This is a genomic window from Trinickia caryophylli, from assembly GCF_034424545.1.
In the GTDB taxonomy this organism is placed as follows: domain Bacteria; phylum Pseudomonadota; class Gammaproteobacteria; order Burkholderiales; family Burkholderiaceae; genus Trinickia; species Trinickia caryophylli.
In genome coordinates, this window is the sequence record NZ_CP139970.1 from 2,003,779 (window position 1) to 2,017,755 (window position 13,977).

General features: G+C 65.8%; 13 protein-coding genes. 1 reads left to right on the plus strand and 12 read right to left on the minus strand.

Annotated features, from left to right (window positions below; genetic code table 11):
* Nucleotides 1–128: 128 nt before the first annotated feature.
* From flgL to flgB, 12 genes are all read right to left on the minus strand, one after another.
* A complete protein-coding gene (flgL, locus tag U0034_RS09065; protein ID WP_085228581.1) occupies nucleotides 129–1,358 on the minus strand; it encodes a flagellar hook-associated protein FlgL in 1,230 nt (409 codons plus the stop codon).
* A gap of 13 nt (nucleotides 1,359–1,371) precedes the next feature.
* Entirely contained in the window at nucleotides 1,372–3,300 is a 1,929-nt protein-coding gene (gene flgK, locus U0034_RS09070) for a flagellar hook-associated protein FlgK (protein WP_085228580.1), read from the minus strand.
* 276 nt (nucleotides 3,301–3,576) lie between these two features.
* Nucleotides 3,577–4,332 carry a flagellar brake protein gene (locus tag U0034_RS09075; RefSeq protein ID WP_085228579.1) on the minus strand — a complete coding sequence of 252 codons (756 nt, stop codon included), beginning with the start codon at nucleotides 4,330–4,332 and terminating at the stop codon, nucleotides 3,577–3,579.
* Nucleotides 4,333–4,796: 464 nt separating this feature from the next.
* Nucleotides 4,797–5,813: a flagellar assembly peptidoglycan hydrolase FlgJ gene (gene flgJ / locus U0034_RS09080; protein WP_233211869.1), complete on the minus strand. Its 1,017-nt coding sequence runs from the start codon at nucleotides 5,811–5,813 to the stop codon at nucleotides 4,797–4,799.
* A gap of 36 nt (nucleotides 5,814–5,849) precedes the next feature.
* Nucleotides 5,850–6,980: a flagellar basal body P-ring protein FlgI gene (locus U0034_RS09085; RefSeq protein ID WP_102622916.1), complete on the minus strand. Its 1,131-nt coding sequence runs from the start codon at nucleotides 6,978–6,980 to the stop codon at nucleotides 5,850–5,852.
* A 38-nt stretch (nucleotides 6,981–7,018) separates the two neighbouring features.
* The gene (locus tag U0034_RS09090) at nucleotides 7,019–7,714 is read right to left on the minus strand and encodes a flagellar basal body L-ring protein FlgH (RefSeq protein WP_085228577.1); all 696 of its coding nucleotides are present in this window, start codon (nucleotides 7,712–7,714) and stop codon (nucleotides 7,019–7,021) included.
* A gap of 71 nt (nucleotides 7,715–7,785) precedes the next feature.
* Nucleotides 7,786–8,574, minus strand: coding sequence for a flagellar basal-body rod protein FlgG (flgG, locus tag U0034_RS09095; RefSeq protein ID WP_085228576.1), 789 nt, complete (start codon nucleotides 8,572–8,574; stop codon nucleotides 7,786–7,788).
* Nucleotides 8,575–8,624: 50 nt separating this feature from the next.
* Nucleotides 8,625–9,383, minus strand: coding sequence for a flagellar basal-body rod protein FlgF (flgF, locus tag U0034_RS09100; protein WP_085228575.1), 759 nt, complete (start codon nucleotides 9,381–9,383; stop codon nucleotides 8,625–8,627).
* Between the two features lie 38 nt (nucleotides 9,384–9,421).
* Nucleotides 9,422–10,663: a flagellar hook protein FlgE gene (flgE, locus tag U0034_RS09105; protein WP_085228574.1), complete on the minus strand. Its 1,242-nt coding sequence runs from the start codon at nucleotides 10,661–10,663 to the stop codon at nucleotides 9,422–9,424.
* Nucleotides 10,664–10,699: 36 nt separating this feature from the next.
* The gene (locus U0034_RS09110) at nucleotides 10,700–11,416 is read right to left on the minus strand and encodes a flagellar hook assembly protein FlgD (RefSeq protein WP_102622910.1); all 717 of its coding nucleotides are present in this window, start codon (nucleotides 11,414–11,416) and stop codon (nucleotides 10,700–10,702) included.
* A 5-nt stretch (nucleotides 11,417–11,421) separates the two neighbouring features.
* The gene (flgC, locus tag U0034_RS09115) at nucleotides 11,422–11,844 is read right to left on the minus strand and encodes a flagellar basal body rod protein FlgC (protein WP_102622911.1); all 423 of its coding nucleotides are present in this window, start codon (nucleotides 11,842–11,844) and stop codon (nucleotides 11,422–11,424) included.
* Between the two features lie 60 nt (nucleotides 11,845–11,904).
* Nucleotides 11,905–12,417 (minus strand): flagellar basal body rod protein FlgB, encoded by a 513-nt coding sequence (gene flgB, locus U0034_RS09120; RefSeq protein WP_085228573.1) that lies wholly within the window; start codon nucleotides 12,415–12,417, stop codon nucleotides 11,905–11,907.
* A 261-nt stretch (nucleotides 12,418–12,678) separates the two neighbouring features.
* Between flgB and flgA the strand changes: the two genes are divergently transcribed.
* A complete protein-coding gene (gene flgA / locus U0034_RS09125) occupies nucleotides 12,679–13,962 on the plus strand; it encodes a flagellar basal body P-ring formation chaperone FlgA (RefSeq protein WP_085228724.1) in 1,284 nt (427 codons plus the stop codon).
* Nucleotides 13,963–13,977 lie beyond the last annotated feature (15 nt).

The window sequence follows — 13,977 nt, forward strand, 5'->3', positions numbered from 1 at the left end:
CAATCGCGCGAGCACGCGCAATCGCCGCGTCGAAAAAGGAAACGGCCGGGGCAGTAAAAACTGTCCCGGCCGTTTCGTGGTATCGGACTTCTATCGGACGATGCAGCCACCGCCGCATCGTCGCTGGCTCAGCTCATGTACTGGAAGAGCGACATCGACTGAACCTTCAAAAAGCTCTGCTGCGCCGCTTGCAGCACCGTCTGCGCGAGCGAGAACTGGCTGACCGCCGCCACCATGTCCACACTCGTGACGTTCGACAGGTCGTTTTTCGCTTGCAGGGCGTTGTTCTGCGTCGTGGTCTGCAGCGCCTGCAGTTCCTGCTCGCGGCCGCCCACCGAGGCCTGTACCACCGTCACGGCCGTCATCGAGTTCGAAAAGCGCGTGAGGCCGGCCGCCAGTTCGTTCGTGAGCGACGCCTTCGCCGTCGGGTTGTTGTCGGCCGGCGTCTGCAACGCGCCGATGATCGAGTCGATCGTCGAGAAGACGCCGCTGTTCGCCGAGTCCGTCGCCGGCGTGACCGTGAACGTGTCGCCCGGCGCCGGCGCGCCCTTGACCGAAAGCGTCATGCCGCTGCCGAGCGCGATCGGCGTATCCGTCGAAAACGCCGTCGCGGCCGTGGTCGTGCCGAGCGTGTTGTCGGTAACCGTGTAGGTCGGCGCCGCCGAGGTGCCGCCGAACGTGATCGTGTAGCGGTCGCTGTTCGTCGCGACCGATGCGTCGGTCACGGTCGGACGCGAGATCGTGCCGGTACCCGTGTTGCTCGCCGAGCCCGCCGCGACCGCCGACGTGCCGATGGCGGGCACCGCGAGAAACACTGCCGCGCCGTTGTCGTTCGTCGCCACCTGGCGCGTGTCGGCCACCTGGACGAGGCGGCTGCCGCCGTCGCCCATGTAGTTCACGCCGCCCGAGCCGTTGTTCGTAAACGGCTGCGTCGTGGCCTCGAAGCCCGAGAACAGGTAGTTCCCGGCGCTGTCGCTCGAGTTCGCGAGCGTGAGCAGTTCGTCGCGATAGCCCTGAATGGTCTTGGCGATCGCCGCGCGGTCCGAGTCCTGCAGCGTACCGTCGCCCGCGCGCACGACCAGCGAGTTGATGCTCTGCATGACGTTCGTCACGCTGCTCAACGTCTGATCCTCGAGCTGCAACGAGGAGAGCGCCGAGGTCTGATTCGTCTGGTACTGCGAGATGGTCGCCGTCGTCATCGTCAACTGCACCGCCTGCGCCGCATAAAGCGGATTGTCGCCCGGCGTTTGCATCAACTGGCCCGTCGAGATCTGCTGGTACAGGTCGTTGAGCTGACTTTGCTGGTTGCCCATCGTCTGGACACCCTGCGTGTAAAACTGTGCGGTGGAAATACGCATTGCTTGCACCTGGTTAGAAGATGCCCATCAGGGTCTGGAACATCGACTGGGCCGTCTGGATGACCTTGCTGTTCGCCTGGTAGAGCTGCTGGTACTTGAGCAGATTGCCCGCCTCTTCGTCGAGGTTCACGCCCGATACCGATTGCTGCGATTCGGTGATCTGCTTGACGAGCGCGGTTTGTGCCGTGCTCGTGGCCTTCAGCTGGCTCGCCGCGTTGCCGACATTGTTCACGTAGTTCGCGTAGGCGCCCGTGAGCGTTGCCGTGCCGTTGCCGAGCGTCTGCTGCGAGATGAGCTTCGACATGGCAAGCGCGTTGCGACCGTCGTCGGTGCCCGTATTCTTCGCGATCGTGAACGTATCGCCGTTGTTCGGCGAACCGCTCACCGTGAAGGTCATGCCGTTGTAGGTGTAGGTGTTGCCCGACGCGTACGGGAAAGACGTGCCCGTCGTCGCGGCCGCACCGTTCACCGAGACGCTCGCGCCGGCCGGGAAGCCCGTGAGCTGGCCGCCGCTATATGTGAGCGTGAGCGGCGTGGCGGGCAGCGTGTAGCCGGCCGCCACCGTTCCTTGCGTCACCGTGGCGCCACCCGTGTTCGAGGCCGTTGCCGAGACGAGCACCGGCGAGGCCGCCGCGATGTCGGAGGCGTCCGTGGTGGCGAGCGAGAACGAATTGAGCGCGCCGCGCGTCGGCAGGATCGTGAACGAATCGCCCGTGTTCATCGTGCCCGACAAGGAGAGCGTCAGCCCGCCGATGGTCGTGCCCGTCGAGGCGATCGAGGCCGCCGTGCCGATCACAGAGCCCGTCGCGTTGTCGGTCAGCGTATAGGCCGTGCCGTTGTACGACAGCGTGTAGTCGCCCGCGGTCGGCTGCGCCGGGTTGGCAAAGGCGGCCGTGAGCGCGCCGCTGCCGGTATTGGCGAGGTTCGAGTAGACGGTCGGCGAAGCCACGTTGAAGAGGTTGCCGCCGACGCTGCCCGACAGATCGAGACCGAGCGCGTTTTGCGCGTTGACCTGCGCCGAGAAGCTCGTGGCGATCGCGCCGAGCTGCGCTTCGGCCGGGTCGAGGGTCTGGCTGCGGAAGGCGAGCAGGCCACCGATGGTGCCGTCCGAGAGCACCGACTCCGAAAGGTACTGCGTGGTCGTGCTCGGCGTGCCGGGCATGCCGTTGTAGGTCACGTCGAGTTCGCTCGGATCGCCCCCCGACACTTTCGTGCCAAGCTCGAAGTTCTGGTTCGCGACGACGAGCGGCTGGCCGCTGCTCAGGAAGACGCTATAACCTTCGGAGCCCTGTACGACGTTGACGCCGACGAGCTTCGAGAGATCGGCCACGGCCTGATCGCGTTGATCGAGCAGTTGGTTCGGCGGCTGCCCCTGAGCGCTCGCGCTCGCGATCTGCTGATTCAGATCGGCAATCGTCTTGCTGTACTGGTTGACCTGGTTGACGGCCGTCGTCAGTTGGCTGTTGATCGACTGGCGCAACTGGTCGTACTGCGCACCCGCCGACGAGAGCTGGCTCGCAAGCGTTTGCGCGGCGCTCATGGCGCTTTGGCGCGTGGCCAGATTGGTCGGCCCGTTCGCGACGTTCTGCAGGCCCGTGAAATAGGCCGTGATCGCCGTCGAAATGCCGGCCGTCGGGCTGCCGACGAGGTTGTTCAACTGTGCGGTCATCGAGTAGTTGGTCGACAGCCCGCTGTTCGTGGAGGTGGCGGTGTTGAGCTGCGTGGCCAAATACTGGCTGTAGTTGCGCAGCACGGTGACCGTCGTCACGCCGCCGCCGAGGTAGCCCGATCCGGTGTACTGGCCGCTCGACTCGGCGTATACCGCGTTTTCCACCGTATAGCCGGTGGTCGAGGCGTTGCTGATGTTGTTGCCTGCGATCTGCAGGCCCCACTGAGCCGCTGCCAGCCCCGAAAGGCCGACGCTGAAGATGTTGTTGGACATGCTTCTTCCTGAAGGGCGACGGGCAAAGCGCCGCCGCCGCGTTGAGGGAACACATGTATAACGGCGGGGCAGACTGAAATTTAAGGGTAACAGCGCGTAAGAAACGAAGGAAAAGCGGGGAAAAGCGGGCGCTGTTCCATCGATTGCGGCCGGCGTGCCGCAGGGCGTGCTCTCGGCCGACGCGATCCCCTCGGCCGCCAGAGGCGTCCCTGGGTCGTCCGCAGTCGCCCCGGCTCGCCCTTCGTCTCCGTCCTTGTTTCCCTCGTTGTTGCCCTTTTACGCCCGCACGAGCGAGCGCCGCTTCATCTCGAGCTGGGTGATGAGCCGCTGCAACGTGTTTTCGGCGCTGCCGGGCAGCGACATGAAACGCATGCCGAGCTGGAAGCGCCGGCCGCCGTTCGGCAGATCCGTCGCGCGCATCGAAACGAGTTCGAGATCGACCGAGAGCGAGCCATGGCCGTTCAGGTGCAGTTCCACGTCGGGCAGCGCGACGCCCATCGGCAGGTCGACGACGCGCTCGTCGTTCGTGCGCAGACCGATGCCGCCGAGCGACAAGTCATGGATTTCGAAGCGGAACGTTTCGCCCTCGGGCAGCACGCCACGGCAGAAGTACGGATCGAGCAGGGGCGCATCCACGCGGAAGTACTCGCGGCGCTGCACGTAGTAGAGCACTTCGGGGAACGGCGCCTCGAACGCGGCGAGGCCTTCGAAGCGGGTTTCGGTCGGCGTGGCCGTCGAGAACTCGACGCGCACCCCTTCGGGTGCCGCCTTGAACGTGCAGTCGGGCGAGGCGAGCACGCCCCGGTTCTGCTCGGCGAGCGCGCCCCAGTCGAAAACGAACGTGCGCTCTCGCACATCCACATCGAGGATGCGCGTGACGAGTTGGCCGCTCTTGTACTGAACGGTCAGGAAATCGCCGCGATTGGCCAGATTGCGCAGCTGAACGCCGATCTCGAGCGGATTGCGACGGCCGAAATCGAGAGCGGAATCGACCGCTTCCCCTGTCGAGCCGTTCGACTGATTCGTATCCATGGGCTTGCCGTATGCGTGGCGCGCGTCGTGCCCTCGGGGCGAAGACGCGCATGCTTTCGGAACGCTTACGCGGTCCGAAAAGGGACGTGTCTGATTAGCGGCATCAAACGCGCAAAGTTTAGAGGCAATGACGGAATTTTTTGTCGGATCGAACGCTATTTTGCACTGTCGCGTCGAGATCGGCTCGCAATCCGCATTTGGCGTCGCCTGTGGACGGCTTTTTGGCGTATTGCGCCCGGACTTGCGGCCGAAGGGGTCGGCCTGCGTCGGCTCGGGCCGTCCGGGCTTGCCGGTTCGGCGGGCTTGCCGCCAGGGCATCGAGCGTCGTGCCGCCCATGCCGATATGTCGCGGCTTCGGCCGGCCATCTCGCGACAGCCGGCCTGCCGTCTTTCCGGGCCGCGGCTTCGTGCCGCCGCCCTCTGGCCCCGTCGCGCTTATGCGCTCCCCGTGAGCCGATCGTGCATCAAACCATCTGCTGCATGATCGAAATCAGTTTCTTCGCGTAGTGCGGATCGGTCGCATAGCCGGCCCGCTGCATACCGTGCGCGAAACTCGCCGCATCGCGCGACGAGTTGACGACCGACGCGTAGCGCGGGTTGTTGCGCAGCAGGTTCGCGTAGTCGGTCATCGCCTCTTCGTACGAGTCGTATGCGCGGAATTTCTCGACCACCTTCTGCGGGCGGCCGTTGACGTACTCGGTCGTCAGGGTGGAAACCGTCTTGCCGGTCCAGTCCTTCGTCGCCTTGATGCCGAATACGTTGTGGCTCGGCGCGCCGTTCGCGGTCTTGATCTCGCCCTTGCCCCAGCCCGATTCGAGCGCGGCCTGACCGATGATGAAGCGCGCCGGGATGCCGGTGGCCTCGCTCGCGGCCTGCGCCGGGCCCGCCATTTTCTCCACGAAAGCGTCGACCTTCGAAGACGAGCCGTTGCCGCGCAGCGGCGGCGTGAGCGCGCTGGCCGCGGAGTAGCCGACCGGCTCCTTCGACAGCGAGCCGTTGGCCGCGGCGTTCGAATAAGCGCGCGCGAGCGCGCTCATCATGGCCGTGTTGCCTTCGTTGCCGGTCGGGGCGTCGCCGCCGAGTGCCCCCATCGCGCCCATCGAGCCGAGCGAACCGGCAGCCCCCGAGGCCCCGCCCGCGCCGCCGAATCCCGCGTTACGCGAAAGCTGCGTGATCAGCGCGTTCGCGATGCCGATGCCCTTCGAGGACATCTGCTGCGAGAGCTGGGAATCGAGCATCGACGTGAACTGCGCGGTGTCGCGCGAGTCGAGCGGGCCTTCCTGAGGCGTGGCCTCGCGCATGCTCTTGAGCATCATCTGGATGAACACGGCATCGAACTGCTTCGCGGCCGTTTTCAGGCTTTGCTGCGGGGCGCTCGCCGCCTGCGCGCGCAAGGCGTCGAAACCTTGTACGTCAAGCGCGAAGCGCTGCGAGAGATCGGCCCCCCCGCCCACGTTTGCCATTTTCGAGTCCAATGCCATGAGTGATCTCCTAACCTCGCCGAACCGGCATGGGCCTTAAATGATTTCCAGGTCCGCGCGCAATGCGCCCGCAGCCTTCATCGCCTGCAGGATCGACATCAGATCCGCCGGCGTCGCGCCGAGCGCGTTGAGCGCCTTCACCACTTCCGCCAGATTCGCGCCGGCCGTGACGAGCTTGAGCGCGCCGTTGTCCTGCTTGAGCTGAATCTGCGACTGCGGCGTGGCCACTGTCGTGCCGTTCGAGAACGCACCCGGCTGGCTGACCGCCGTCTGCGTGTTGACGACCACCGAGAGGTTGCCGTGCGCCACCGCGCAGTTTTGCAGCGTGACCATCTGGTTCATGACGATCGATCCGGTACGCGCGTTCAGCACCACCCGGGCCGGCGCCTGAGCCGGTTTGACATCGATGTTCTGAAGCTGGGCCATGAACGCGACCTGCTGAGAGACGTCGGTCGGCGCGCGCACCTGGATCGTCCGGCCGTCGAGCGGCACGGCCGTGCCGCTGCCGAACATGTTGTTGACCGCCGCCACGATGCGCTGCGTCGTGTCGTAGTCCATGTCGTTCAGTTCCATTTGCAGCGTGCCGGCCTGCGACACCTGCGTCGGCACCGCGCGCTCGACGATCGCGCCGCCCGTGATGCGGCCGGCCGCGAGCTGGTTGATCTGTACCTTGCTGCCATTGGCGCTCGCACCGGCGCCGCCGATCGCGACGTTGCCCTGGGCCAGCGCGTAGACCTGACCATCGGCGCCCTTGAGCGGCGTGAGCAGCAGCGTGCCGCCGCGCAGGCTCTTGGCATTGCCGAGCGACGAAACGGTGATGTCGATCGCCTCGCCGGGCCGCGCGAACGGCGGCAGCGTGGCCGTCACCATCACGGCCGCCACGTTTTTCAACTGCATGTTCGACTGCGACGCGCCCGTCGTGCTGTTCAGCGAAATGCCGAGGTTCGCCAGCATGTTCGTGAGCGTTTGCGTCGTGAAAGGCGTTTGCATCGTCTGGTCGCCCGTGCCGTCGAGACCGACGACGAGGCCATAGCCGATGAGCGGGTTGTCGCGCACGCCCTGGAATTGCACGAGATCCTTCAGGCGCTCGGCCTGGGCCGCGGGCGCGACGGCGAGCGCGAGCAGCGCGGGAACGATCAGGGATGCGAGCAGGCGGCGCAGCGTCATGCGGGCGCGGCCGTGCGGAGAAACGAACGTGCTCATAGTTACCACGGCGCGATGTTCAGGAAGAATCGTTGCAACCAGCCCATCGTCTCGGCCTCGTTGATGTAGCCCTTGGACGAGTATGAGATCCGGGCATCGGCCACGCGCGTCGAGAACACGCTGTTGTCGCCCGCCACGGTGTTCGGGTTGACGACGCCCGAGAAGCGCACGAACTCGTTGCCCTGGTTGATGAGCATCTGTTTTTCGCCGCTCACCACGAGGTTGCCGTTCGGCAGCACGTTGGTGACCGTGACGGTGATCGTGCCGTTGAACGAGTTCGACGCGTTCGCGCCGCCCGTGCCTTTGAACGTGTTGCCACCCGAGGCGTCGAGATTGACCTTGTTGAAGAGGCCGCCCAGAAAGCCCGCCGTGGGCACGGACATGGTCGTGGAGCCGTTGCGGCCGGCACCCGCCTGCGACGATTTCGTCGCGTTGATGTTTTCCTGAATGACGATCGTGAGGATGTCGCCGACGTTGCGCGGACGCTGGTCTTCGAAGAGCGGCCGGCCTGCGAAGCCGGCGGAGTAGATCGACCCCGTCGGCTGCGGCGCCACCGGCGCCGGCGGCATGGCCGTCATCGGCTGCTGCGTGATCGGCTGCCGCTGCTCCACGTACGCGCAGCCGGCGAACGTGCCCGAGAGCACGCCGGCAAGCGCACCCGCGTGAATCAGCGAGAGCGCGCGCCGCAACGTGCGCATGCGAAAGGGGATGGGGCTTGTTTGCGACATCTTCGTCTACCGCCTGTCTCTTCAGAAAACCTGCTGCGCCCTTAAACCGACATCTGGCTCAAGGTCTGCAACATCTGGTCCGAGGTCTGGACCGCCTTGCTATTGATCTCGTACGCGCGCTGCGTCTGGATCATATTCACGAGCTCCTGCACGACGTTCACGTTCGAAGCCTCGACATAGCCCTGGTTGAGCGTGCCGGCGCCGTTCAGGCCCGGGGTCGTGACGTTCGGCGCACCCGACGACTGCGTTTCGACGAGCAGGTTCTGCCCCTTCGATTCGAGACCGGCCGGGTTGATGAACGTGGCGAGCTGAATCGTGCCGATCGTCTGGTTCGCCGTCGAGCCGGCCACCTTGATGCTCACGGTACCGTCGGTGCCGATCGTGAGCGAGGTCGCGTTTTGCGGGATCGTGATCGCCGGCATCACCTGATAGCCGCTCGAGGTGACGAGCTGGCCCTGCGAATTCGTCTGGAACGAGCCGTCGCGCGTATAAGCCGTCGTACCGTCGGGCATTTGCACCTGGAAGAAGCCCGCGCCGTTGATGGCGAGATCCTTCGAGTTGCCCGTTTGCTGCAGCGCGCCCTGGGTGTACAGGCGCTCGGTGGCGACCTGCTCCACGCCGGTACCGATCTGGCTGCCGGAGGGCAGCTCGGTTTCCTGCGTCGAGTTGGCGCCCGGCTGGCGCAGCGTTTGATAGATCAGGTCCTGGAACACCGCACGCGAGCCCTTGAAGCCGTTGGTGCTGACGTTCGACAGGTTGTTCGAGATCACGTCCATCTGGGCCTGCTGGGCGTTCATGCCCGTGGCTGCGATATAGAGGGAACGGTTCACGGTAAGACTTCCTTAAAAAATATCGACTTGCCTCACGCGAGGCGCGCCGCTCAGCTGAAGTTCAGCAGTTGGTTGGCCGACTGCTCGTTCTGATCGGCGGTCTGAAGCAGCTTGGTCTGCATCTGGAACTGCCGCGCGTTGGTGATCATCGCGACCATGGCCGAAACCGCGTTCACGTTGCTGCTTTCGAGCGCGCCCGAGGTCACGGTCACGGTCGGATCCGCGTCGGCCGGCTGGCCGTCGCTCGTCCGGAAGAGGCCGTCGTCGCCGCGCGTGAGCGAGGCGGGCGCCGGATTCACGAGCTTGAGCTGATCGAGCACCGCAACCGCGGTCGGCGGATCGCCGGGCGTGAGTGCCGAGATCGTGCCGTCCTTGCCGATCGATACTTCCGCGCCGGGCGGAACCGCAATCGGGCCGCCGTTGCCGATGACGGGCAGATTGCCCGCCGTGACGAGCTGGCCGTTCTGATCGACGTGCAGATTGCCGGCGCGGGTATAGGCCTCGTTGCCGTCGGCCGTCTGCACGGTCAGCCAGCCCGCGCCCTGCAGCGCGACGTCGAGCGGGTTGCCCGTCTGCGAAATCGCGCCCGGTGCGTAGTCGGCTCCCGGCGTCGACGACAGCACGAACGTGCGCGGCGTATCCGGGTTGATGTTCGTGCCGTCGCCGAAGTTCATCGGCACCGCGCGATAGGCCGCGAGCTGCGCCCGAAAGCCCGTCGTCGATACGTTCGCCAGGTTGTTGGCGACGACGGACTGCTGTTCGAGCGCCTGGCTCGCGCCCGTCATCGCGGTGTAGATCAGTCGGTCCATGACTCGCTAAGTCCGATGAGGTCTGTCGATGCAGGGGCTTACAGGTTGATGATCGCCTGATCGACCGTCTGCTGCGTCTTGATCGTCTGCGCGTTCGCCTGGTAGTTGCGCTGCGCGGTGATCAGGTTCACGAGCTGGTTCGTCAGGTCGACGTTCGACTGCTCCAGCGCGCCGCCTTGCAGCGTGCCGTGGTTCGTCGAGCCCGGCGAGGAGATCTGGGGCACGCCCGAGGCCGACGTTTCGGCGAACTGATTGCCGCCCAGGTTCTGCAGGCCGTTCGGGTTCGAGAAGTTCGCGAGCACGATCTGGCCGAGCGCCTGCGACTTGCCGTTCGAGTAGTTGCCCGTGATCGTGCCGTCCGCGGCAATCGAGAAGTTCGTCAGCTGCCCGCTCGCGTAGCCGTCCTGAGCGAGGCTGTTCACGCCGTCCTTGCTGCCGTACTGCGTCGTGCCGGTCATGTTCAGCGTGAGCGACTGGGGCGAGGCGCTGCCGTCCGAGTTCGTGATCGGGAACGTGAGCAGGCCCGTGCCCGAGCTCGACATGCCCGTGCCGCCGGCTGACGTCGTGGTCGAGAGATTGCCCGACGAGTCGAACGTGACGCCGCCGATCTTGGCCACCGAGCCGCTCGTGCCCGCGTAGACGTCCCACGCGCCCGAGCCCGTCTTCACGTAATACATGTTGACCTGCTGCGAGCCGCCGAGCGAGTCGTAGACCTGGATCGACGTCGAGTAGTTGTAGGTCGACGCGTTGCTTGCCGAGAACGGCGTGACCGTGGGCACCGTGTCCTGCGAGTTCAGGTTCAGCTGCGCCGTGATGTTCGTGGTCGCGATCGGGGCGATGTTCGTCGTCGGCACCTGGATGGGCACCGTCTGCGCCGTGTTGATCACGCCGCTCGAGCCGGCCGCGTAGCCCATCAGCTTGAGGCCCTGCGCGTCGGTGATGTAGCCGTTCTTGTCGAGCTGGAACACGCCGTCACGCGAGTACGTCAACGTGCCGTTGTTGTTCATCTGGTAAAAGCCCGTGCCGTTGATGGCGACGTTCAGCGCCTGGCCGGTCGTGTTGATCGTGCCCTGCGAGAAATCCTGCTGCACGGCGGCGAGCCGCGTGCCGAGGCCGATCTGGTTGCTGACGGTCGTCGCGATCGTGTTTGCGAAGACGTCCGCGAACTGCGCCGTGCTTTCCTTGAAGCCGGTCGTGTTCGCGTTGGCAATGTTGTTGCCGATCACGTCGAGGTCGTTCGACGACGCGGCCAAGCCGCTCAAACCTTGTTGGTAGCCCATTGCTGGTCTCCCTGAGAATGTTTCTTGAAAGGAACGTTAAAGAATGGCGACGACGCTCGTCGAATCGACCGTACTGCCGTTTTGCAACAGCAAGCCCTGCTTGCCCGAACTCTGCTGAACCACGCTCGCGACGACGGAGCCTGCCAGCGTCGTGATGCCGGTGGCCGTGGCGCCCGTGCTCGTCTTGCCGGCGGCCGAGATCGTGTAGGTGCCGTCGGGCAGCTTGTTGCCCGACGAATCGGTCGGCGTCCAGCCCACCGGGATCGTGCCGGCCGACTGCGCGCCGAGGTCGACCGAGCTCACGACGTTGCCGGACTTGTCCTTGACCGTGATCGTCAGATCGGACACCGCATTCGCGAGCTGCACGCCGAAGCCCGGCGAAGTGCCGTTCGAAACCGACGTCGTGTTGCCCGGCACGAGCACGTCCTGACCGATCAGGAGGGCCGTGTTGGCGTTCTGGCTGGCGGAGAGCTGCGAAGCGAGCGAAGTCAGCGTCGTATTGAGCTGGCTGATGCCCGTCACCGTATTGATCTGGGCCAGCTGCGAGGTCATCTGCGAGCTGTCCATCGGGTTCGTCGGATCCTGGTTCTTGAGCTGCGTGACGAGCAGCGTCAGGAACGTGTTCTGCAGATCGCTCGTCGCATTGCCGGTCGATGTGGACGACGACGAACTCGACGACGTGCCGTTCATGGTGTCGAGCAACTGCTGCGAGACGGAGCCGCCGACGTTGGACGTGGATGAAGCCACTATGATTCTCCTCAGGTACCGATCGTGAGCGTTTTCAGCATCAGGGTCTTGGCGGTGTTCAGCGTCTCGATGTTGGCCTGATACGAACGCGAGGCCGAGATCATGTTCACCATTTCCTGCACCGGGTCGACGTTCGGGCGCGTGACGTAGCCGTTCGCATCGGCCGCCGGGTTGCTCGGGTCGTAGGTCGTCTTCATCGGCGTCGGATCGTCGATGACGTTCGAAACCTGGACGCCGCCCACCTGCTGGCCCGAGGCCGTGTGGGCGCCGCCCACCGGCTTCACCGCGAAGACCACCTGCTTGGCGCGGTAAGGCTGGCCGTCCGGGCCCGTGGTGCTGTCGACGTTCGCCAGATTCGACGCGGTCACGTTGAGCCGCTCGGACTGCGCCGACAGCGCCGATCCCGCGACCGTGAAAATGTTCATCAAAGACATGGCGGCTTGGCCTCCTTGTTATCCCCGTAGCGATAATTGCCGGGCAGCGTTCGCATCGCGTCAGCTGCCCGAGGTGATCGCCGCCAGCATCTGCTTGATCTGCTGCGACAACACCGTCATTCCAGATTCGTAGTGGAGCGTGTTGTCCGCGAACTGCACGCGCTCCGAGTCGAGATCGACGGTGTTGCCGTCGAGCGAGGGCTGCGTGGGATTGCGGTACATCAGTTGTCCATAGGTTTGCTCGGCACCGCCCGTGGCCACGAGCCGGGTGTTGCCGGCCATGTGCCCGGCCTCGGTCGTGCTCATCGACATGCCCGAGCTCACGCCCGCGGGCTGCGCCATTGCGAGCGGCACGGCGTTCGAGGTGCCCGAGGTGCCTGTATGGGCGGCCTGACCGGACGCGCCTGCTTTCTTCAGCGCGCCGGCCAGCGACGAGGCGAAATCGACGTCGCGGGCACGGTAGCCCGGCGTGTCGGCGTTCGCGATGTTCGACGACAGCAGCTCCTGCCGATAGGCGCGTACATCGAGCGCTTCACGGCCGAAGGCGAATTCGGCATCGAGTTTGTCCAGCATCGTGCGTTTCTCCGTTGCCAGCGACTGGCGGTTCCGTCCGGCGCTTCCCGCGCTTGGCGGCCGGGCCTCTTGGCTCGCGCTCGCCGGGAAGACTTTTTGGCATGGGGTGCATCTTAGGGGGCGCTGACAAGATGCAATCGGATGAATAACCGGGAAAGCAGCCCTCTATTCGAGGTTTGCGGCCACGGCCGGACTTCTAGAATGCGTTTCGTAGCAAGAGCCCATCGTCGGGCTCGCCGCTGTTCGATGGAGAAAGTCGCCATGCCGTTTTTTGCCGCCGCAGACCGTCCGCGCCAAGCCAGGCCGGGCCGCGCCATGCCGCGCCGGGCGGGCGTGCTCGGGGCGAGACTCGCGGGTTGGCGTGGTGCAGCCGCCGCACTCGGGCTTGCCTGCAGCACATTGACCATGCTGACGGCACCGGCTGCGCAGGCGCAACAGCCATCGGGCGGCCAGATCTATATTCCCGGCCCGGGCGAACGCGGCGCGGCGCAGTCGAACGCGGCTGCCGACGCGGCCGGCGGGGCTTCGAACGGCATCATCACCATTCCTGGCCCGGGCGAACAGCCGGCGGGCCGGACCGCTGCGGCGGCGCCAAGCGGCATCATCACCATTCCCGGCCCGGGAGAGCGCGGCGCGCAAGCGGCGGGCGGCGCATTCGGCCGCGGCCGGCAGGCGGGACCGAAAGCGGCAGCCGCCTCGAGCGACGTCGTGCCCGTTGTCGTCACGCCCGCGCCGCGCACGGCCCGGGCAGCCCAACCGATCGCGCTCGACCGCCCGGCCGGAGCGGGCGGCAGTACACTCGACACCCCAGTGGCGCCGGCCAAGCCGGTTGCAGCGGTCAAGCCAATCCAGGTGGCCGCCGCGCGGCCGGTAGCGGCTGCCGGCGGCGACGCCAGCGGACCCCAGGCTCAGGCTCCGACGGGTAACCAGGACGGCGAATCGATCCGCCGCGTGGCCCTCGCCTATCTGCAGCAGCAATCGGCCGGCTTGCCGGGCAAGGTCACGATCACCGTCGCACCCGCGTTCCCGCGCGGCCTCGCCGCCTGCACGACGCTCGTGCCGTTCATGCCGCCCGGCGCGCGCCTGTGGGGCCGCACCTCGGTAGGCGTGCGCTGCGCGGGCGAACGCCCCTGGACGCTTTACCTGCAGGCGCGCGTCTCGCTCGAGGCTTCGTATTACCTCGCTGCCCATCAGATCGAACCCGGCACCGTGTTGACCGCGGCCGATCTGACCACGCGCGACGGCGACCTCGCCAACCTGCCGCGCACGATCGTCACCGACGCGTCGCAGGCCGTGGGCGCGGTGGCGCTCGCCCGCATCAGCGCCGGCTCGCCGCTGCGCCAGGACATGCTGCGCAGCGCCTCGTCGGTCACGATCGGCCAGACCGTCAAGGTCGTCGCCGTCGGCCAGGGATTCACGATTTCGTCGGAGGGCAGCGTCATGAATAACGCCTCGCCCGGCGAGCAGGTCCGTATCAAGACGGCGGGGGGCCAGATCATTTCGGGCATCGTCAAGGACGGCTCGACCGTCGAAATCCCGATGTAACAAGGCTCACGTCGA